Origin of the sequence: Novosphingobium rhizovicinum, from assembly GCF_040813635.1 — a bacterium.
In the GTDB taxonomy this organism is placed as follows: Bacteria; Pseudomonadota; Alphaproteobacteria; order Sphingomonadales; family Sphingomonadaceae; genus Novosphingobium; species Novosphingobium rhizovicinum.
Genome location: NZ_JBFNXR010000052.1, coordinates 56,908 through 76,811, shown reverse-complemented (window position 1 = coordinate 76,811; position 19,904 = coordinate 56,908). Strand labels below are relative to the sequence as shown.

The following is a 19,904-nucleotide window of genomic DNA, read 5'->3' as shown; positions in this document are numbered from 1 at the left end:
ACATGGCACGGGTCGTTTGCGTTGGGGAAGTCATGGTCGAGCTGTCCGCTGATCCCGGCGGCGGCTGGCAGCTGGGTTTCGGTGGCGATACTGCCAACACGGCCGTGCATCTTGCGCGGTCCGGGCATGACGTCGCCTATCTTACCGCTGTGGGGCGTGACCCTTTCAGTCAGCAGGTGTGCACCAAGCTGAAGGCCGAGGGCGTGGATACCAGCCTGATCCTCGACCATCCGACGCGGAACGTGGGCCTCTATGCCATCAGCACGGACGAAGCGGGCGAACGGACCTTCAGCTACTGGCGAGATGCCTCCGCCGCCAAGGCTTTGTTCGACCTTGAGGACGTGCAGGCCGTACTGGCGCAGGCGGAGCGCGCCGATCTCCTGAGCTTTTCCCTGGTGTCCCTTGCCGTGCTGCCCGCAGCCGGACGGCGGCAACTGCTCGACCTTGCCCGGCGTGTGCGAGACAACGGCGGACGCGTCGCGTTCGATGGAAACTACCGCTCGCGTCTATGGGAGACGACCGAAACGGCGATCGAAGCGCGCGATGAGGCCATCGCCGTCGCAAGTATCGGACTCCCGACCTTCAGCGACGAAGCGGAGCTCTCCGGGGCCATCGATGCCAAGGCTGTCCACGCGCATTGGCAGCGACTTGGCTGCGGCGAGGTCGTCGTGAAGCTTGGATCCGATGGCTGCCTGCTGCCGGACGGGCAACACTCTCCGGTGCCGGCACGACTGCAGCCGGTGGACACGAGCGGCGCTGGTGACGCGTTCAAGGGCGGCTATCTCGCGGCTCGGCTGCGCGGCAGCGATCCGGCCGAGGCTGCCAAGGCAGGGCACGCGCTGGCGGCCTGGACCGTCATGCGGCGCGGCGCCATTCCTGCGCGCGATCCTTCCGCTCCCTATCGTACCTGACGCCGGGCGCAGAGCGGCGGATCTGGCGGCGGGCGATCAGGCGGGCCTGCCTTTCCTTGGTCCGCCGAACCCGCGCAGGAGCCACCAAAGGGCAGCCGCAGCGAGAAGATCCAGCGCAGCCAGAGCCACGAAAAGTGGGCTATAGCCGTAGACGTCAGCGCTCTGGCCGATGACGAAGGTGAACAGCATGCCGCCGATCCATGCGGATGTACCCGCCATGCCACTACCCGTCGCAACGGCGCGCGGGTCGAAGACGTCGGAGCATAAGGTGATGAGGGCGCCGTTCAGCATCTGATGGGCAAAGCCGCCAACGCAGAAGAGCGCGATAGCCAATCCCGGCGATCCGGCAAGACCGATGCACGCAGGACCGATCATGCACACTGCGCCAATCGTCATCGTGATCTTGCGCGAAGCGATAAGGTCGACGCCACGCCGCATCAGCACCGGCGGCAGCAAGCCGGCCGCCAGCGAGCCGAAGTCTGCTGCGAGAAAGGGGAGCCAGGCCCACATGGCGATGCTCTGCAGGTCGAGGCCCCAGACCGAGACCAGATAGAGCGGGATGAAGAAGTTGAACGTCTGCCAGGCCGGCTCGGCGAGGAAGCGCGGAATAGCGATGGCGTAGAAGCCGCGCGACCGCAGAACGGCTCCCCGCGTTGCAGGACGCTGACCGAGCTCCCCGCTCACCTGCCCGTCGCGGATCATCTTGAGTTCCGAACCGGCAAGCCGTGAGTGTGCCTCCGGAGAGCGATAGCCAAACCACCACAGAAAAGCCCAGACGAGGCTCAGGCCGCCCGTTACCAGAAATGCCGATTGCCACCCCCAGTTGAGAATGCAGAAGACCACCAGCGGCGGCGCGACCATGTTGCCGACGCTGGTGCCCATCTGAAAGGCACTGGTCGCGAGCGGACGTTCGCGCGCGGGGAACCACTCCGCAACCGTCTTGGTGCCCGCCGGGATCGCGGCGGCTTCGGTTGCGCCCAGCAGGCCCCGGAAAAACGCGAGGCTCTGCCAGCCCGATGCAAGCCCGTGCGCCATGTTGGCAAGAGCCCAGCCGATCGCAAACAGGAAAAAGCCCAGGCGCGTACCCAGCGCATCCAGCACTGCGCCCGATACCGATTGCATCACCGTGTAAGCCGCCTGGAAGGCCAGCACGACCCAGCTATACTGTTCCGTGGTAAGGCTGAACTCGTTCTTGATCGTCGGCGCTGCGACTGAGAGCGTCGAACGCGCGAGGTAGTTCAGGATCGTACCCAGCGTGACGAGACCGATGATCCACCAGCGCAGTCTTGGGACCGGCTTCCTTTTCCCTGCGGCTGTGTCCTTCACCTTGTCAGCTCAATTGCTGCTACCGAGGTCTTGCCGCCCGACGTCTTGAAGTCGAGCCGGAGCACGCCGTCGCTGACAGTCACGGGAAATTCGCGCACAAGCTCTCGCAGGGGCCCACCGGCAGCAGAGGCCACATCCAGGTTTTCGATCACCGGCTCCCCGTTGGCGCTGACCGTGAGTGCCTTGCGGGTTGTATCCGCCTTGGGTTCGAACAGGTGCAAAGTGACCTTCCAGGCCCCATTCGCTGCCGGAACAGCGTACGAGAAGGCTTCCCCTTCGCGCCAGTAGTCGAAAAGCTCGGGCGAACTTGTTTGCACGGAGCGCTCAGGCCCAAGCGAACGCCCGCCGAACGATCCCATGTTGAGGACCATCGGTGTTCCGCCGGACACGAATGTGTCGGACCCGAACCGCTTGCCCTGGATCACTCGCCCAGCCAGGTTGCCGGCGTCGATGCGAATACCGGCATTTGCGGCGGGCCCGTTCCAGACCGTCGTGTCCCGCACCGTCTTGCCTCCAACGGATGCGGTCACCACCGCTTTGTTCGGGCCGGGGCGCAGCGGCACTCGCTTCCATTCGCACACGAAGTTCACACAGGCCGCCGTGCCGAGTGGACGGCCGTTCAACGACAACTGCGCAGCCGGCGCATTGGCGTAGGCTTTCACGTCCATCACCGGGTATGCACGATCTACGTAGCGCTTACCCGCGATATGCAGCGCGGGCGCGTCGCTCCAGGCTGCCTTGTAGAACCAGAACGCGTCCTTGCGCGCCTTCCGGTCTGCAGTGACGAGACCCTTGTCGTTCAAGTCGTAAGAATCGCCCTCGCCACGAAGATCGCTGGAGAAGTCGAACATCGCCCATACCCAGCTTGCGAAAACGAAGTCTCGCTCCGCCAGAACAGGCCATGACTGTTCATGCACCCAGGCCTGGTACTCTTCGGGGTGAGGCCGGCCGATGAAGTTGACGAAGCCGCTCTTCACATCGTCGCTGTGCTGCGTGATTGCACCGCCCGCACCGTATTCGCTCAGTGAAATCGGCAGCTTCGGATGTTCGGCGTGCAGCTTGTCCAGCGTCTGGCCCAGCTGCGCCGCGGCCTCCAGCGGCTTGGGGTAGTACCAACCAAAGTAGCGGTTATAGCCGATCAGATCGGTGGTGCCGGCCAGCTTTTCGCCAGCCGTGGCGATCATGCTGAGGCCTTCACAGCAATCCGCCATCGTGGTGGGACGGCCCGGATCTTCCTGCTTGGCCACCGCGTTGAGGTGCTGGAGCAGGGCCAGCGGCTTTGGTGGCTCACCCTTCTGGCCAAAACCCTTCGCTGAATCGACCTCATTGCCCACCGACCACATGACGATGGACGGATGGTTGTAATTCTGGCGGATCTGCTCGCGAAGCTGGTGCTCGGCATTGGCCCAGAGCGCTGCGCTGCCCTTGTCGCCCTTGAGCGAGGGCGACGTGACATAGGGCAATTCGGCCCATACCACCATTCCGGCGCGATCTGCCAACTCGGACCACTCATCGGCATGCTGGTAATGTGCTTGCCTGACCGTGTTGGCGCCCAGTTCCTCGATGAGCGCCATATCTTGCGCGTGCTGTTCGGGAGACAGAGCCCAGCCTGCACGTAGGGCGTCCTGATGGCGCGAAACGCCGTGTAGCTTGAGGTGCTGGCCGTTGAGAAAGAACCCGTTGTCGGCATCGAAGCGGAACGTCCGCAGGCCCAGCGGCTGCTCCACGCTGTCCAGCACTATCGAGCCATCCATAAGCGTGGAGCGGACGGTGTAGAGGTAGGGATCGGCGCGACCGTTCCAGCGATGTGGGCTGCGGATCGAAAGGTCGGCTTTCGCTTCGCTTGCGCCACGCGCCACATTCAATGAACGCTCCTCACGTGCGATGGTCCTGCCCGCGGCGTCGATCACTTGCGTGAGGAGCCTGACCTTGCGGCCGTCGGCAAAGTTGCGCAACCGGGTTCGCACCTCGACGGTCGCCAGTTCGTCGGTCAGAGAGGTGGCGCGCGCATAGACGCCGGGACCGCCGTAATCGAGCGGGTCGATGGACACGGGGGGCAGTTGCAGCAGCGACACGTCCCGGTAGATGCCGCCATGGACGAAGAAGTCCCCCGCCAGCGGGATCACCTCGGACGTGGCGCTGCCGGGCTCAACCTTTGAGTTGTCTGCCCTGACGACGATCAGATTGCGTTGACCAGGCTTCCAGGCATCCGTGACATCAAGGCGGAAGCGCGCGAACGCACCCTCATGGCCACCCACTCTTTGCTCGTTGACCCAGACTTCGGCGATCTTCGAAACTGCAGCGAAATCCAGGTACTGACGCATACCGGGCGCGGCAGCCGGAGCCTCTACAGACAGCCGGTACCAGCCAATTCCCTGCCAGTTGCCGGGTTCAGAGGGTTTGGCGCCGTATCCGCCGATGCGGTTCCAGCTGTGCGGGACGCTGACCGGCTTCCAGCTGCTGTCATCGAAGCCGGATTGCAGCACCTCCTCACCGGGATTGCTCCCCGAATCGTTGAAGTGAAAACGCCAACCCTGGTTCAGGGGGACGGCCTGACGCACTGCGCCGCTTTTTACGGTCTGGCGCGACTGGGCCTCAGCGGGAGTCGTTCCGACAGGAAGAGCCAGCCCCAACAGAATTGCTGCCCCAACGAGCTTTGTTCTTGTCATTCAGCTCTCTCCCAGTGGGTCTTTCGGGCCCAAGTGTTATACCACTGCGGCCTATGTGGATTGACCAGATTCGTCTGCCAATCAAGTCTGTGTCGCGTTGATCGGCTCAAAACGGTCAGCCGATGGACAAAGTTCATCTTTTGAACTATATCAGCTGCAGCAGCTTACCGGCAAGAGGTGGAAAGTCGCGTGTTCAAGGCTCTTATCAGTGGCGAGGATATGCTGTCCTTGTGGCTTGCTGCGTTCGTAGTCACAGGGATCGCCGCCGGCGTGATCAGCGGCTTCTTCAAGGCGCGCAAGATCCAGCCTCGCGGCTTCAAGTGGAAGGTGTTTCGCAACGAGGCCTTCTTCGCCGTCATAACCCTCACGATCAGCGGTACCGTCATCGGCGGAGCGAACCACTGGCTACGCTCCAATGGCTGGATCACGTTCAATTCTGCACCGGTAGCCTGGTGGCAGACAGCGCTGGAGTACGTTGCGTACTTTATACTGTTCGACACTTACTTCTACTGGCTGCACCGCTGGATGCACAAGGAGCCAGTCTACAGTTGGGTGCACAAGCTGCACCACAAGTCGACTTCGCCGAACATGCTGACAACGCTGTCGGTCAATCCGCTGGAGTCGCTGATCAATGGCGGCTTCGTCCCGCTGTTCCTCGCCTGCTTCACGGTTCATGAGACCACGGTGGCCCTGATCACGCCCACGAATATCCTGATGGGTCTGTACGTCCATTCGGGATACGAGTTCCTGCCGCGTTGGTGGAACCGCACCAGGGCGACCAAGTGGTTCATCTCGGCCACGTTCCATGACCAGCATCATCGCTACTTCACTGGCAACTTCGGCGGCTACACCACCATCTGGGACCGAATTTGCGGCACCATGCGCCCCAGGTTCGAAGCCGATTTCGAAAAGCGCAGGACCAAGGAGAGCGCTTCTGGCGCAGTATCCGCCGGTCCGGCGGCCGAGCCTGCCTGACAACCTGGCGCTTTGGCACCTTGGCGCTTCGGCAGGCGATCAGTCCTCAGGATCCTCTTCCACTGCCAAGGTCGCGTAGGGATTGCCTTGCGCAAAGTCGTTCAGGAGGCGGGCACACTGCATGACCTCACGCTTGGAATAGCCTGCAAGCCGCTGCTGCAGCATTCGCCCAAGGCTCGCCGTCACACGCTCGCGCAGTTCAACGCCTTTTGACGTTAGCGAGAGCGTGACCATGCGGCCGTCGCTCTTGCTCTTCGAGTACGCGATCAGTCCGGCGCTCTGCAGCTGGCGCAGTTCCGCAGTGACGAGGCTGCGGCCGATACTGAAGAACTCGGCGAGCTGGTGTGGGGACGCAGGTTGCCGGCCGATCACACCCACCATCCACGGACCGCGCGGACCGATGCCATATTCCCGCGCCAGATCCCTGATGACGTGGCCGAAACGGTCTCTCGCGGACGCCAGGGCACCGAAGAACATGCCGACCTCATCCGGTCCGTAGACCTCCTGCGGAGGCGCGCCACTCCCTGATCCAGGCGCATCGGCAGACTGCATGATTGATCCCTACGAGTGCCCTTGCGGGCACGCCAAAGCAGCGCGTTACCCGAAGGCGGCGCCGGCAGGAAGGCTTGCCCGATCACTCTGCAGGTAAACCCGTTCGAGGGCGAGAGCGGCGAGGCCCTTCCAATGCCAGTCCGGACTGCGCGTGGCGAAAACTATCGTGGTCCGGCGCCTGAGTTCCGGGATGGTGTTGGCAGTCAAGGCCGCCTCAAACTGATCCCGCGCGAAACGCACGTAAAGCTCGTCGGGCGCGATCAGGAGCACCATGCCGGGATCGACTCCGTTGATATGATCCGCGACCAGGCGCCCAAGGTGCTCTCCCGCATCCGCGAGTGACTGAAGAGCGCGCGGCTCACCTTGCGATGCCGCATGGATCAGCCGGTCCATCCGCTCGTCCACCAGATCCAGCAGGGAAGGCGTTGCCTCGGCCCATTCGTCAGGATTGAGCACAAGCCCCCCCATCGAACTGTACGCGCTGCAGCACCCCGCTGCTCCGCAATAGCAAGGCCTGGCACTCGGGCCGTAGCTGGTCTTCACATGCCCCAGTTCCGGCGTGAACCCCGAGGAGCCACTGCAAGGCAGGCCATTGCTATAACGCGCGGAGGTGACGGCATAGTCCACGCTGATCAAGGTGAAGTCGTCATAGAGCTGTGCACGGCCGAACCAATGCTCGGCACGAGACAGCAGATTGCTGTCATTCTCAACCGTCACTGGCAGCAAGATCCGCTCTGCGATGATCGCGGCAAACGGGACCGGCTCGGACCTGTAGGTCATCATGAAGTGGACGTCGCCCCGCTCGCTGTCGACCAGTGCCGGTAAGCTCAAACTGACTTGCCTGATGCCACCGACCGGCGCGAGAGAGATCGCCTCCTGCAAGGCCGATGCGATCCGTTGCGCAAGGCCGGAGAGAGTGCCTGTCAGGTGGATCGGCATGGTCGTCGAGTGGAGCTCGACCCCGGCAAGATTGACGAAGCTCACCTGCAAATCGCGCCGCTCCGATAGACGTGCCCCGACTACCGTTCCCCCCGCGCCGTTAAGCTCCAGATAGACCCGTGGCCGCCCCCGGCCCACCGCCGCAGCCTTTCTCTCCACGATCAGACCGCGCTTCACCAATGCAGCGGTGGTCGACGTGATGGTCCCTGCCGAAAGGCCGGTGCGAGCAGGAAGATCGGCACGCGAGACCGGCTCTCCCGAACGCAGCACCTTCAGAACGGACATCATGGCGCTCTGCGGTGCAGCTCCGGTCATTGGTGCACTTTCTTTCATATTCTGAAATATATTGACGGAACCGCTCGGGCGCGCAACTCTGCTCTCACGCCGAGCGGAAGACTCAGGCACGTCAGGGAGAGCAGCATGATCGGGAAAGTGTCGCAGCGCACGCGCCTTCAGGTCGGAACAGCAGTCGGAGGCATTGCCGCTTCGCTGCTCATGCCGTGGATGTCCAGCACGGCAGCCGCGCAAGTCGTCAGTGAGAGCGACAGGCGAGACGCGCAGACGCAAGTTCTCGAACAGCAAAGCGTCGGCAGCGCGGCGAACGTTTCATCCGAACGGCCCGTCGACAGCGACATCGTGGTGACAGGTACGCTTCTGCGGGGATCGGCACCCGTGGGGTCCAACGTGATTGCTCTGGGCCAGCAGGCTATCGTGAGCACTGGCGCTGCAACGTCGAACGAACTGCTGGCGACGATCCCCCAGGTCACAAACTACTTCAACAGGGTTCCCGCTGCGGACCTGGCAATTGCAGTTAACCAGATCCAGGTTTCGCGACCCAACATCCGCAACATCTCGCCACGCAACGCATCGAGTTCGGGCACGCTGATCCTGGTGGATGGACACAGGATCGCCAGTTCCGGTGTCCGGCAGGCCTCCATAGATCCGGACGCGATCCCCACCGGCGCGATTGAGCGTGTCGAGGTGGCCACGGAAGGCGGTTCGGCCACCTATGGTGCCGATGCGGTGGCCGGCGTCATCAACTTCATCACCCGCCGACGCTTCGACGGCTTGAGGGTGGACGCGCGATATGGCTTTGCCGACGATTACTGGCAAACCGACGCCAGTGTCACGGCGGGCAAGGACCGGGGCACCGGCTCGGCATACGTCTCTTACACATTCACCAAGAACGACCCGCTGTTCGGGCGGGACCGGGACTTCATCCGGGGTGTGAGCTATGCCTCCGAACCCTATGTCCCGCTTGGCCGCACCTGCGATCAGCCGAACCTCTCGATCAACACCGTTTTCGTTCCCGCGAACTTCACTTTGTCATCGGTCAATTATGCCGGGCCCAACTTCGCCCCTAACACGGTCAACGCCTGTGATACCGTGCGGGACCGGACGGTGGTCCCGGCTGCGGAACGCCACGGGGTGATCGCCGGCCTGTTCCAGAACCTGGACGATACGACCACTCTCGACGTTCGCGCCTTCTATAGCCGCAGAGAAACGACATCGACGTCGACCTTCGATGGCACCGTGAACATGGCGCCCAGCAATCCCTATTACTTCGTGCCGCCAGGTGTCATGCCCATACCGGGCGGCGGTGTCATCGCGCAACGCCAGGCGGTCAGCTTCAGCTTCGCACCTGCGGTGGGCCGCGGCACTCAGCATCCTAGCACTCTGACTGAGGTCTGGGGCTTCAACGCAGAGCTGAGGAAGGAGCTGAACGACGACTGGCAGTTGCGCGGGCTGTTCAACTACAGCGCCAGCAACAGCGCCTTTAGCTCGCCCGGCGTCAGCATCCCGCGCCTGAATGCCGCCGGTCGGTCGAGCGATCCGGCCACCGCCATCAATCCCTACAACATCGCGGCGACCAACAGCGCGCTCATCGCGGACCTGCTGGACAACGAAATTGCCGGACAGGCGCGGGACGACCTGCTGAACATGCGCGCCATAGCGGAAGGGCGACTGTTCACGCTACCTGGAGGCGACGTTCGCATGGCGGCGGGCTATGAATACATGCGGGACGAATTCAAGCAGCGTTACCAGTCCGATATCAGGATTGGCGCGCTCAGCACCTTCCCCTTCAACACCTATGACCGCGACGTGCATTCCGTCTTTGGCGAAGTACAAGTGCCGCTGTTCGGGGCCGAGAATGCGCTGAGCTGGCTGCGCAGCCTGGTGCTCTCCGCATCGGGACGTTACGACAGGTACAGCGACTTCGGCGACACCTTCAACCCCAAGTTCGGAGCCACCTTGAAGCCGGTCGACTGGCTTTCGCTGCGCGGCAACTGGGGCACATCTTTCACGGCGCCGACGCCCCTCGATCAGCTCGGTTCACAGCAGAACCAGATCAGCTCGTTCGCCTTTGTCGCTTTCAACCGGCCTGGTGAAGCCGCACCGCCGGGCAGCTATACCGTTGCCTTGCAGGGATCGCGCCCGGAGCTTCAGCCGCAGGAGGCTGAGACCTGGTCGGTCGGCTTCGATGCGGATCCGCCATTCCTGCCCGGGCTTCACGCAAGCGTCAGCTACTACAACGTCACCTTCAAGGATATTCTGGCAACACCCTCGCCCAACTCGACGATCTTCACGAACTTTCCCGACAACATCACGACAAACGTGAACGGCTTGTCACCGGCGGAATTGAGAGCCTTTGCCGCGCTGGCCCCGAACGGTGCCGCGGGGATCGAACCGCTGATTGCGAGTGGAACGCGCGTCTATCAGGCCGTCGACTTCCGCACGGCCAACTTCGGCGTTCTGAAGGTGAGCGGAGTGGACTTCACAGCCAGTTACCGCCAGCAAACCGGTTTCGGCAGCTTCGATCTGGGCGTGAACGGCAACTACCAGCTTACGCGCAAGGAGCGGATCAGCCCGGACGCGCCCGAGGTCGATGTTCTGCGGACAGAAAACCCCAAGCTCAGCCTTCAGACCATCGCAGGCGTGGACGTAGGGCCAGCGCGCTTTCAGGCGACCTGGAACCACAGCAGCGGCTATGACATCGATCCGACGACGTCGGTACCGGTGCAGGACCGAGTGGGCGCCTTCAACACGGTGGATCTGTTCCTGAAGTACGACGTGCCCGGCGAGAGCAAGCTGCTACGCGACCTCAGCCTCTCTCTCAATGTGCGCAACGTGTTCAACGAGGATCCGCCGATCCTGCGCCGAAACAACCCGGAAGAGAACGGCTACGCCAACGGCTTCACGTTGGGCCGCCTCTTCATACTTGGCGTGAGCAAGCAATTCTAAGGTCAGTGCCAACCCGCTCCCACCCGGAGGTGTTATCATGATGCACAAATCCCGAAGCCGATCGTCGATAAAGGTGATGCTGCTGCGCTCTCTTCCTCTGCTGCTCTCGGTTGGAGCAGGCGGTGCAATGCCCGCGCTGGCCGCAGATCCTGCCACCAAGCCCTCGACAGACTCCAGCTTGTACTCGCCGGACGCGGATCCCCTGTTCGCACAGCCCTATATCGATGTGGATGAGTGGCGCGAGGCGCCTGTTCGCCACCGGTATGTGCATGGTGGTTTCCGGGGCACCGACACGCGTTTCTCGTTCTATTTTCCGCCCAAGGAGCAGTACGAGGGGCGCTTCTTCCAGCACATCACACCCGTGCCCGATAGCGAGAACCTGGCGCAGAAAACGCCCCCTGGCGAGTTCAACAAGATCGGGTCCGCGTTCGAGAGCGGCGCGTACTTCATCGAAACGAATGGCGGCGGCCGGATCGACCTGACGCAGGGGGCAAACGCGCTGAGGGACCCGACGATCACTGCCTATCGGGCTAATGCCGCATCGGCCGCATACTCGCGCAAAGTCGCCTTGCAGATGTACGGTGGGAAGCGCCCGTTCGGCTATGCCTATGGCGGCAGTGGCGGCGGCTATCGCACTATCGGGTCGCTTGAGAATACGCGCGGCGTCTGGGACGGGGCGGTCCCTTATGTGATCGGGTCGACGATGGCGATCCCCAACATGTTCACCGTACGCATGCAAGCCTTGCGGGTTCTGCGTGACAAGTTCCCGCAGATCGTCGACGCGATGGAGCCGGGCGGGAGTGGCGACCCTTATGCCGGGCTCACGCCGTACGAGGCTTCCGTGTTGCGCGAGGTCGAACAGATGGGCTTCCCGATGAAGTCGTGGTTCGGATACAAGACCATGGGCCTGCATGGCTTTGCTGCGCTGTATGGCGGCGTGGCCATGGCGGATCCGACTTACTTCGCGGACTTCTGGACCAAGCCGGGTTATCTGGGGCACGATCACCCGGAATATTTCAAGCAAGACCGGATCCAGCATACGGCGAAAGTGGCGGGTGTGATCACCGCGCGCGAGGCCGCGCAACTGGGGCTCAGCACCGATCCTTTCGCGCAGCAAAATCGCGGCGGGGTGGACACCGCTTACAAGGGTCCGCCCGAGGAAGCCGACAACGTTGTGGGCTTGCGGCTCGCCCAAACGCCTCCACAGGTCTACTTCCTGGGCGGAGATCTCACCGTCAACAGCGGTGCAGCTGCGGGCAAGCGCCTGATGCTGAGCACCCTCAAGGACGACGTCGTCATGCTGGGGGTGGTAGACCCTGCTCTTGCCAAGCAGATCCGGCCCGGCGACGAGGTGAAGATCGACAACTCCAACTTCCTCGCCATGGAGACCTATCACCGGCATCAGGTACCCGGGCCGGAGTTCAAGGTCTGGGATCAGTTCCGCAAGGCTGACGGTACGCCGATCTACCCGCAGCGTCCGATGCTGCTGGGGCCGCTATTCGTCAAGTCCACCTCCGGGTCGCTTCAGACAGGCAAGTTCGATGGCAAGATGATCGTCGCGGCTTCTCTGTTCGATCGGGAAGCGATGCCGTGGCAGGCGGACTGGTACCGGCAGCGCGTGCAGGATCACCTGGGGGCCAACGCTGATCAGCAGTTCCGCCTGTGGTACACAGACCACGCCCTTCACGGGGACGAGCCGACAACAGAGGCAGCCAACCGCATCGTCAGCTATGTCCCTGTGCTGCAGCAAGCATTGCGAGACGTGGCGCTATGGGCGGAGAAGGGGATCGCACCCCCGGCGTCGACAAACTACACGATAGAGGAAGGACAGGTCCGGGTTCCTGCCAATGCTGGTGAGCGCAAGGGCATCCAGCCAGTCGTCAAGCTTACGGTAAACGGCGGCGACACGGTGAAGGTGCGGGCCGGACAGCCGGTCACGTTCAAAGGGAGCATCGCCGTGCCTCCCGAAGCCGGGTACGTCACGTCTGCGGATTGGGACTTCACGGGCGAGGGCACCTTCACAGAGCCAGCCAAGCTGCCGGCCCGGAAGCGGACGGTGGAAGTGGAAGCGACGCATACCTTCGCCAAACCCGGCACCGTGTTCGTAGCGTTCCGCGGAATGTCGCAACGGGAAGGCGACGCTGATGATCCTTATCGTCAGATCCGCAACCTGGATCGAGTACGGGTGGTCGTCGAATAGGCGCTGAGCCACGCCGCCGATGACGAGTGAGGCCCGGGCGCTGCAATCCGGTGAAACCGCGAGAGCAGCGCCCGGCGCACGATTGCTTGTTTCGTTCTACTCCTGCGCCAGCGCGGACGAGGTGACCGATCGGTAGAGAATGTCCGCGATCTGCTCCAAGGGGTATGTGTCCTTGGGCTTGTCGAGCCGGCAGGAAATCGCTTCCGAGATCAGGCCGGTCTCGAACACGATCGGATGCTTATCGGCGGCCGTCCTGCTCCACCCAACTCGCCAGCGTGCCATGGAAATGGGCGAGGCGAACTTCCTGACGAGTGAGAGAGAGAAACTTCTGGGTGGAGTTGCGCAGGCCGCGCTGTTGGCGCTGCATCTGTTCGTAATCCTGCTCAAGCGCGAGGAAGTAGGGGTAGTGTTCGTCTCGCGGCACCACCGTAATCGGTGTGCGCTTCTCCGCCCTTTGCTCCGGCGGGAACCATTGCAGGTTCTGAACGTGCCAATAGCAACGGTTCGGATCGCCACTTTCGTGCGGGAAAGACATGATGACGGTGCATTCACCGGCATGAATGGTCACGAAGAAGTTCGGAAAGAGGATCCAGAAGTGATTGTCGCTGAGCTGGTTGTCCGTCAGCCCTGAGACGTCCAGCCCCTTGGCGGTCCATGTTTCCCGCATCGCCTGCTGTAAAAGGCTGCGGACCGGAACCTCGACGCCGGAGGGCAGGGTACCCTGCGCGTCACGATATTCGTTCACCAGGGCATCGAAGCGGGGGAGCGAATCCGCGACCGCCGGGAAAGTCGCCGGGAGACTGTGTATTGCCTGGATCAGTTCCTCAAGAGTGGACTCTTCCTGGTTTGATGCTCCGAAGGGTGCGGTGGCAACGCTGTGATCCCCGCAGAAATGATAGCGCTCCTGGGACTCGTCCATGGCGGCGACCAGTTCTGGATGCACGCCCTGAATGTGATACCCTTCCTGAAAAGCATCCATTATGACCTTCCAGTTGCACGAAATTTCCTCCCTTACGTTGAATCCGTAGGGGGTCATCTCTTCCATGAGATAGGGCGCGAGCAGTCCAGCGGCCTCCCCCAAAAACTCGCTCAGCGGTTCCGCCGCGCTGTCGGGGTTCAGGAAAACGAACCCGCCGAAAGCGTCGACTGGCACCTCCAGCAGGCCAAGTTCCGCCTTCTTGCCTACGAACTCCTCCAGGGAGCCTTCGAAATCAGGACGCGCGACGGCAAGGAGCTTGCCGTCCAGCCCGTAGGACCAGTTGTGGTAGGGACAGGTAAAACGCGCGGCGTGGCCTTTGCCTTCGCAGAACGCATTGCCGCGGTGCCGGCAGGCATTCACAAAGCCCCGAAGCTTGCGGTCACGCCCGCGAACCACGATCCAAGACTGGTCGAACAGCCGGTACTCAAACCAGTCGCCCGGTTCCGGCGCGTCGTCGCAACGGCCCACGATCTGCCAGGTGCGCATCCACAGTCTCTCACGCTCCTGCTCAGCAAAGGCCGCGGAGTGGTAGCGGTCGGTGGGCACCCGCATGAGGAAACCAGAAAAATCGATCTCCGAGATGCGTGGACCCTCGTCCACCAGCTTACCGGGCTTATCATGGTTCATGGCTTTGCTCTCCCAGACAGGTCTTGTGCGACTCTTGTCCTATGGGAGACAAATGTACCATCTGGATGAATTACCGCAAGACGCACCTTTGCTTGGGTATGTCGCCACACGTGGTTCTTTCGCGGATCATCCGGCAACCGGTTTGAGCCCACGGTGGCCAAATGCTCCACCAATCCCTAACGGTGCGGACCTATCGGTGAGCGAACGCGGAGTGCAGAATGGTGGTTGCTACTCGCCAGAGGGGGCGTCCTCGGCTCGAAGAAGCGGCAGAGATAGACAACCTGCTGGTCGACACCGCGCTGCGGGAGTTTATCGCCAAAGGCTTCGACAAAGCCTCGATGCGATCGATCGCCGCGGCTGCAAACGTGCATAGATCAACTCTGCTGGGGCGCTTTCCCAGCAAGGAATCCCTGTTCCGGGCCATCATGACCCAGCAGATCGAACGGATGGCAGCCGCAACGTCACTGGAATCGCAAGGAAAGCCCGATCTTCGACGCGGCCTCGTCGCCTATGCCAACCGGGCACTCGTCTACAGCCTGGAGGGAGATTACCTCCACATCAACCGCTTGATCTATGCGTCGGCCAGCCGCTTCCCGGCGGTGGCAGCAGCAGCCAAGCGCAGCACGGCCGTGGGTGTTGCGCAGATCTCGGAATTCATCAGCCGCTGTGCCGAAGCCGACGGCATCCCCTGCAAGGCGCCCGAGAAGGTGGCCGAGTGCTTCACTCTCCTCCTGCGGGGTTGGTACGCATACGCGATCCTCAGCGAGCAGCCAGTCACCCCGAAAGAGCGAGAGGCCTGGGTCGATCAGATGGTGGCAATATTGATCGACGGCCGCAGCGGCTGGTAGGCGCGCGAGTTCCCTGATCCGGCTTGACAGCGATCCGGCCCCATCCTTACAAAATAGTCCACATGGATTGTTTACGCTGGTCCGCGACATGGATCGGCGCCTCGCGGGAGAGATCATGGCCGTCGCATACACACACCTCACGCCAGAGATTGGCGCATCAATCGAAGGTTCACCCACGGATCTGCTCCAGCCTGAGGCAGCGCGGCAGCTGCGCGACTTGCTGCGGGAGCGTGGCGTCCTTGTCTTCAAGGAGCTGAACCTCACGAATGAGCAGCAGGTCGAGCTCGCGAGGCTGCTGGGTACAGTGCGAGAAGAAGGCGAAGCCAACATCTTCAAGATATCCATCGATCCGCGCGTGAATCCGGGCGCCGATTACCTGAAGGGTTCTTTCCTCTGGCACATGGATGGTACGCACGACGACATCCCGGTGTTTGCCTCTCTGCTGAGCGGGCGCAAGCTGTCCAGCGTGGGCGGCCAGACCGAGTTCGCCAACTCCTATGCCGCTTACGAGGCGCTCTCTCCCGAGATGAAGGAACGGATTGCCGATCTGCGGGTGGTTCACAGCTTCGAGACATCCATGAGCCGCGCGGGAGTGGAGCCGACCGAGGCGCACGTCGCCTATTGGAAATCGATCCCGACCAAGGTTCACAAGCTTGTCTGGACGCATGAAGGCGGCCGCAAGTCGCTGGTGATCGGGTGCCATGCATCACACGTCGTGGATATGGACCGGGCCGAGAGTGACGCTCTTCTTGGAGAGCTGATGGCGTGGGTCACACAGCCGCGGTTTATCTACCGGCACGAATGGTCCGTCGGAGACCTCCTCATCTGGGACAATACGGGCGTGCTACATCGCGCCGAACCCTACCCGCTCGAGAGCGGCCGGATGATGGATCGCACGACGCTCATGGGTGAAGAGGCATTCGCCTAGTACAAGCGACACCGGCGGGATGAGGGGCAAGTAGGGTCATGGAAAACAAAGTCGCGCTGATAACGGGAGCAGCGGCCGGGATCGGAGCAAGCTGCGCTCGCCGCTTGGCAGCAATGGGCATCGCGGTCGGAGTCCTCGACCTCGACGAGGCGCGATGCGCTTCCACGGTGGCATCCATCGTCGAAGCGGGCGGACGCGCGCTGGCGCTGGGTGCAGACATCACGGATCGGGGGCAGGTGAAGGAAGCCCTTGCCAAGCTGCGCTCCGAGCTGGGGCCGATAGGGCTCCTCGTCAACAATGCGGGAATCCCGGGGTTCAGTTCGTTTCTTGAGATCGATGACGAAGCCTGGGACCGGATGATCCGCATCAACCTGACGGGGTCCTTCATCGTCACTCAGGAGGTGCTGCCCGACATGATCGCCGCAGAATGGGGCCGGATCATCAACATATCTTCCATGGCTGCCCAAGCCGGCGCGCCCCGCATGGCACATTATGCCGCCTCAAAGGCCGGGATGATCGGGATGACCAAGGCTCTGGCACACGAGCTTGGGCCGAACGGGATCACCGTCAACTGCATCCCGCCGCGCTTCATTACCGGCACGATCATGTCCGATCAGTCGTTCGCCGCCGGTAAGCAGCCGCTGCTGAGAGATGCGGAGATTGCCGCAGGCCCCATCCAGCGGGCGGGGCGGCCGGAGGACATCGCCGGTGCCGTGGCGTGGCTCGCCTCAGACGAGGCTGGCTTCGTCACAGGGCAGGTCATCGGCGTGAACGGGGGGCGCTACATCTGACGTAGCGGCGTGGAGGCCGAACATCTTGCCTCTTGACCAACTTCGTCATTTAATCATACCATCCGGCGCATATTATGGAAAGTTCAGCGGCAGGGACAGGTCGCGGCTTTGGGGAGAGGAAACATGCGGAAAGCAATTGAACGAACGTCATCGTTGCTCGCTGTGGCGGTGGCAGCCTGCGCCTGCCCGGTACTCGCGCAGGAACTGCCGCTTAACGACACCGGACCGGCGATCTCCGACGGCGAGATCGTGGTGACAGCACAGCGCCGCCAAGAGCGGTCCGTCGACGTGCCCATCTCGATCACGACTCTGGGCGGAGAGCAGTTGGCCACTGCCAACGTGGATGAGCTTTCGGATATCGCCCGCGTCTCGCCGGGTGTCCGGTTCGACTTCTCAAGCGGCTTCTTCCAACCCACCATCAGGGGCGTCGGAACCTCGAACGTTACGTCCGGCGGAGGAAGCAATGTCGGCATCTACATCGACGGCTTCTATTCACCCAATCCGCTTGCTGCTGACTTCGACCTCCTGAGCGTCGAGAGCATCCAGGTTCTTAAAGGCCCGCAAGGAACGCTTTTCGGCCGGAACACGACGGGAGGCGCCATACTCGTGCAAACGGCCGACCCGGATGAGGAAACGGCCATAGAGATGCGGGGAAGCTACGGGCGTTTCGACGAGCTGAAGGCGCAGGCATATGCCACCTTCGCCCTGGCCGAGGGCGTGGCGATCGACATCCAGGGCCTCTACAAGAGCGGCGACGGCTGGCAGCGGGACATCACGTCAGGCAAGCGCGTCGGCGCGTATCAGAACACCTCAGTGCGTGCCGGTCTCCTGCTCACTCCTGCGGATGGCCTTAGCGTTCTGTTGCGTTACCAGCACAACGACGTGGACGATCCCACGCCTTTGCTCCCGGCGAGCTGGTTCGATCGCGATTTCGGTCCCGGTCAGCCCAGCTTCGCTGCACCGGGCCAGTTTACATATGATCAGAACCGGATCGCGACCGGATCGGTGCAGGAGTTTTTCCGATCGAAGAGCGACATTTATCAAGGCACCATTCGCGCAGACCTGGGCTTTGCGAACCTGACGTCTTACACGCAATACCGCCAGGAGGACGTCAACACCTCCGTCGATCTGGACTATTCCGGCGTCGATCTTTTGCAGATGGGCATTCCAGTCAAGAACCGCACAGTCAGCCAGGAACTTCTGCTGACTTCGAAGCCGGGGCCACGGCTGCAATGGACGGCGGGGCTGTTCTACTTCAGCAACAAAGACCGCTACATCACCACGATCGATGCAGCCGGGAACACACCGGAGGCGCGCCTGCGGCTCGGCGGGTCCAGCACGACGACCAAGAGCTACGCCGCCTTTCTCGACATGACCTATGAGTTGAGCCCGAAGTTCTTCGTTACGGCCGGCGCGCGCTATGCTCGTGACAAAGTCGTCGATGCGTATTGGAACGCCCGTTTCAGTGCGGTCGAGACGCCGGTGCCCAACATTTCGGATGACCGCGTTACGCCGCGCCTGGTGCTGCGTTACAAGCCTGACCAGAACATGAGCCTCTATGCATCGTATACCAAGGGCTACAAGGCGGCCATTATCGACGTCGGCGGTTCCTGTCAGAACGCGCCCTTCATCTGCAACGACGTGCGCCCAGAAACCATTGACGCGTTCGAGGTGGGCGCCAAGTACTCAGGTGCGGGTCTGAGCGCGGAACTTGCCGGGTTCTACTACGACTACAAGAACCTGCAGGTCTCCTTGTACCGCGCCGGCACTGCGGAGGTAGTGAATGCCGCCCAGTCCGAGATCTATGGCCTTGACGGCCAGGTGCAGTATCGGGTCACCGATAGGCTCGACCTCCAGCTTGGCGCTGCGTGGACTCACGCACGCTACAAGGAATTCGCAAATGCACCCATTTACACGCCTTGCGTGACGCAGTCGGCTGCCGTGCAGGCGACATGCCTTGCCAGCGGAATATCGTTCATCATTGTCGGGCAGGACCTGTCCAACGTCCCGATGCAGCGCACACCCGAGTTCACGGGCAACATTGGGGCGCGCTACACGGTTGATCTCGCTGGCGGCGAACTGAACTTGTCGGGTAACCTCTATCACTCATCCGAAGTGTTCTTCGGGCCTTCGGGCACGCAGTTCCGCCAGGGCAATTATCAGACGCTGGCCCTGCGCGCCGCGTGGACGGACCCCGCCGATCGTTTCACTGTCGCCCTTTGGGGAGAGAACGTGACCGACAGCCGCTTCCGCGTAGGCGCGCAGTATACCAACTACGGGATCGGCGCGAACTGGAACAAGCCAGCCACCTATGGTGTCGAGATCCGGGCGCGCCTGTAGCGCATGGGCGAACGGCTTGCGCCGGCATAGATCATCAAGAACACATACGAATAAGCAGGAGAGGACACGCCTATGCCTATCGTTACAGCTACAGGCACGACTACGGAGACGGGGCCGCTCAGGAAAGTCGTCGATGCGTTCGTCGCCGCGCAGGGCAGGGTGCTCGCAGGCGGCGTCAACTCGCCCGAAGACTGGGCCCCTATGGCCGAGTACCTCGCCGTGGACGAGTTCAAGCGGGTAGGGGCCTACCTGGAAGAGCTCGACTACCGCTCATACTGTGAGTTCCTGACGAACTGGGCGGCAGGCGGTACCCGCTTCGAGATGACGGAATTCCATTCCACGGAAGTCGGCAACGCCCTGTTCCAGGAAATCGAGGAACGGCACTACCGAGGCGATACATTCATCCGCAAGAACGTCATCGCCGTTTACCGGTTCAACGCCGAAAACAAGATCGTTCACCTCGACATCTACGAGCAGGCCACTGATTCCGGCCGCTGGATCATCGATGCCGCGGAGAAAGCCACGGCTTCAGAAGGTCTATGAACTTGTGCCTTTGCGCGCAGTGGATCGATCCGA

The 19,904-nt window shown here is 62.2% G+C and carries 15 protein-coding genes; 9 read left to right on the top strand and 6 right to left on the bottom strand.

What is annotated here, in order from left to right; genetic code table 11:
- The first annotated feature begins 2 nt into the window (after positions 1 to 2).
- Positions 3 to 911 carry a sugar kinase gene (locus tag ABUH87_RS14680; RefSeq protein ID WP_367774816.1) on the top strand — a complete coding sequence of 303 codons (909 nt, stop codon included), beginning with the start codon at positions 3 to 5 and terminating at the stop codon, positions 909 to 911.
- A gap of 36 nt (positions 912 to 947) precedes the next feature.
- Here the strand turns inward: ABUH87_RS14680 and ABUH87_RS14675 are convergent, their stop codons facing one another.
- Both ABUH87_RS14675 and ABUH87_RS14670 read right to left on the bottom strand, forming a co-directional pair.
- Positions 948 to 2,237 carry an MFS transporter gene (locus ABUH87_RS14675; RefSeq protein ID WP_367774814.1) on the bottom strand — a complete coding sequence of 430 codons (1,290 nt, stop codon included), beginning with the start codon at positions 2,235 to 2,237 and terminating at the stop codon, positions 948 to 950.
- Positions 2,234 to 4,906 carry a glycoside hydrolase family 2 TIM barrel-domain containing protein gene (locus ABUH87_RS14670; RefSeq protein WP_367774812.1) on the bottom strand — a complete coding sequence of 891 codons (2,673 nt, stop codon included), beginning with the start codon at positions 4,904 to 4,906 and terminating at the stop codon, positions 2,234 to 2,236. Before ABUH87_RS14670 ends, ABUH87_RS14675 begins: the two co-directional genes overlap by 4 nt.
- 189 nt (positions 4,907 to 5,095) lie before the next feature.
- On the opposite strand from ABUH87_RS14670, the gene ABUH87_RS14665 reads away from it, so the two are divergent.
- Positions 5,096 to 5,881: a sterol desaturase family protein gene (locus tag ABUH87_RS14665; RefSeq protein ID WP_367774810.1), complete on the top strand. Its 786-nt coding sequence runs from the start codon at positions 5,096 to 5,098 to the stop codon at positions 5,879 to 5,881.
- Between the two features lie 39 nt (positions 5,882 to 5,920).
- Here the strand turns inward: ABUH87_RS14665 and ABUH87_RS14660 are convergent, their stop codons facing one another.
- Both ABUH87_RS14660 and ABUH87_RS14655 read right to left on the bottom strand, forming a co-directional pair.
- Complete coding sequence (locus ABUH87_RS14660; RefSeq protein WP_367774809.1) at positions 5,921 to 6,433, bottom strand: MarR family winged helix-turn-helix transcriptional regulator; 513 nt, start codon at positions 6,431 to 6,433, stop codon at positions 5,921 to 5,923.
- 45 nt (positions 6,434 to 6,478) lie between these two features.
- Entirely contained in the window at positions 6,479 to 7,687 is a 1,209-nt protein-coding gene (locus ABUH87_RS14655; RefSeq protein ID WP_367774808.1) for an ROK family protein, read from the bottom strand.
- Positions 7,688 to 7,792: 105 nt separating this feature from the next.
- On the opposite strand from ABUH87_RS14655, the gene ABUH87_RS14650 reads away from it, so the two are divergent.
- The gene (locus tag ABUH87_RS14650; RefSeq protein WP_367774806.1) at positions 7,793 to 10,615 is read left to right on the top strand and encodes a TonB-dependent receptor domain-containing protein; all 2,823 of its coding nucleotides are present in this window, start codon (positions 7,793 to 7,795) and stop codon (positions 10,613 to 10,615) included.
- A 37-nt stretch (positions 10,616 to 10,652) separates the two neighbouring features.
- Entirely contained in the window at positions 10,653 to 12,815 is a 2,163-nt protein-coding gene (locus ABUH87_RS14645) for a hypothetical protein (protein WP_367774804.1), read from the top strand.
- A 96-nt stretch (positions 12,816 to 12,911) separates the two neighbouring features.
- Here the strand turns inward: ABUH87_RS14645 and ABUH87_RS14640 are convergent, their stop codons facing one another.
- The gene (locus ABUH87_RS14640; protein ID WP_367774803.1) at positions 12,912 to 13,043 is read right to left on the bottom strand and encodes a hypothetical protein; all 132 of its coding nucleotides are present in this window, start codon (positions 13,041 to 13,043) and stop codon (positions 12,912 to 12,914) included.
- A gap of 10 nt (positions 13,044 to 13,053) precedes the next feature.
- Complete coding sequence (locus ABUH87_RS14635) at positions 13,054 to 14,421, bottom strand: aromatic ring-hydroxylating oxygenase subunit alpha (RefSeq protein ID WP_367774802.1); 1,368 nt, start codon at positions 14,419 to 14,421, stop codon at positions 13,054 to 13,056.
- A 218-nt stretch (positions 14,422 to 14,639) separates the two neighbouring features.
- On the opposite strand from ABUH87_RS14635, the gene ABUH87_RS14630 reads away from it, so the two are divergent.
- From ABUH87_RS14630 to ABUH87_RS14610, 5 genes are all read left to right on the top strand, one after another.
- A complete protein-coding gene (locus ABUH87_RS14630; protein WP_367774801.1) occupies positions 14,640 to 15,269 on the top strand; it encodes a TetR/AcrR family transcriptional regulator in 630 nt (209 codons plus the stop codon).
- A 115-nt stretch (positions 15,270 to 15,384) separates the two neighbouring features.
- Positions 15,385 to 16,197: a TauD/TfdA dioxygenase family protein gene (locus ABUH87_RS14625; protein ID WP_367774799.1), complete on the top strand. Its 813-nt coding sequence runs from the start codon at positions 15,385 to 15,387 to the stop codon at positions 16,195 to 16,197.
- Positions 16,198 to 16,235: 38 nt separating this feature from the next.
- Positions 16,236 to 16,988 (top strand): SDR family NAD(P)-dependent oxidoreductase, encoded by a 753-nt coding sequence (locus ABUH87_RS14620; protein ID WP_367774798.1) that lies wholly within the window; start codon positions 16,236 to 16,238, stop codon positions 16,986 to 16,988.
- A 123-nt stretch (positions 16,989 to 17,111) separates the two neighbouring features.
- The gene (locus ABUH87_RS14615) at positions 17,112 to 19,328 is read left to right on the top strand and encodes a TonB-dependent receptor (RefSeq protein WP_367774797.1); all 2,217 of its coding nucleotides are present in this window, start codon (positions 17,112 to 17,114) and stop codon (positions 19,326 to 19,328) included.
- Between the two features lie 72 nt (positions 19,329 to 19,400).
- Positions 19,401 to 19,871: a hypothetical protein gene (locus tag ABUH87_RS14610; protein WP_367774795.1), complete on the top strand. Its 471-nt coding sequence runs from the start codon at positions 19,401 to 19,403 to the stop codon at positions 19,869 to 19,871.
- Positions 19,872 to 19,904 lie beyond the last annotated feature (33 nt).

What these genes read in the sequence shown, in the direction of transcription:
- ABUH87_RS14680 (WP_367774816.1), top strand. Translation starts at nt 3, where the DNA reads ATGGCACGGGTCGTTTGCGTTGGGGAAGTCATGGTCGAGCTGTCCGCT.
- ABUH87_RS14670 (WP_367774812.1), bottom strand. Translation starts at nt 4,906, where the DNA reads ATGACAAGAACAAAGCTCGTTGGGGCAGCAATTCTGTTGGGGCTGGCT.
- ABUH87_RS14660 (WP_367774809.1), bottom strand. Translation starts at nt 6,433, where the DNA reads ATGCAGTCTGCCGATGCGCCTGGATCAGGGAGTGGCGCGCCTCCGCAG.
- ABUH87_RS14655 (WP_367774808.1), bottom strand. Translation starts at nt 7,687, where the DNA reads ATGACCGGAGCTGCACCGCAGAGCGCCATGATGTCCGTTCTGAAGGTG.
- ABUH87_RS14650 (WP_367774806.1), top strand. Translation starts at nt 7,793, where the DNA reads ATGATCGGGAAAGTGTCGCAGCGCACGCGCCTTCAGGTCGGAACAGCA.
- ABUH87_RS14645 (WP_367774804.1), top strand. Translation starts at nt 10,653, where the DNA reads ATGATGCACAAATCCCGAAGCCGATCGTCGATAAAGGTGATGCTGCTG.
- ABUH87_RS14635 (WP_367774802.1), bottom strand. Translation starts at nt 14,421, where the DNA reads ATGAACCATGATAAGCCCGGTAAGCTGGTGGACGAGGGTCCACGCATC.
- ABUH87_RS14630 (WP_367774801.1), top strand. Translation starts at nt 14,640, where the DNA reads ATGGTGGTTGCTACTCGCCAGAGGGGGCGTCCTCGGCTCGAAGAAGCG.
- ABUH87_RS14625 (WP_367774799.1), top strand. Translation starts at nt 15,385, where the DNA reads ATGGCCGTCGCATACACACACCTCACGCCAGAGATTGGCGCATCAATC.
- ABUH87_RS14620 (WP_367774798.1), top strand. Translation starts at nt 16,236, where the DNA reads ATGGAAAACAAAGTCGCGCTGATAACGGGAGCAGCGGCCGGGATCGGA.
- ABUH87_RS14615 (WP_367774797.1), top strand. Translation starts at nt 17,112, where the DNA reads ATGCGGAAAGCAATTGAACGAACGTCATCGTTGCTCGCTGTGGCGGTG.
- ABUH87_RS14610 (WP_367774795.1), top strand. Translation starts at nt 19,401, where the DNA reads ATGCCTATCGTTACAGCTACAGGCACGACTACGGAGACGGGGCCGCTC.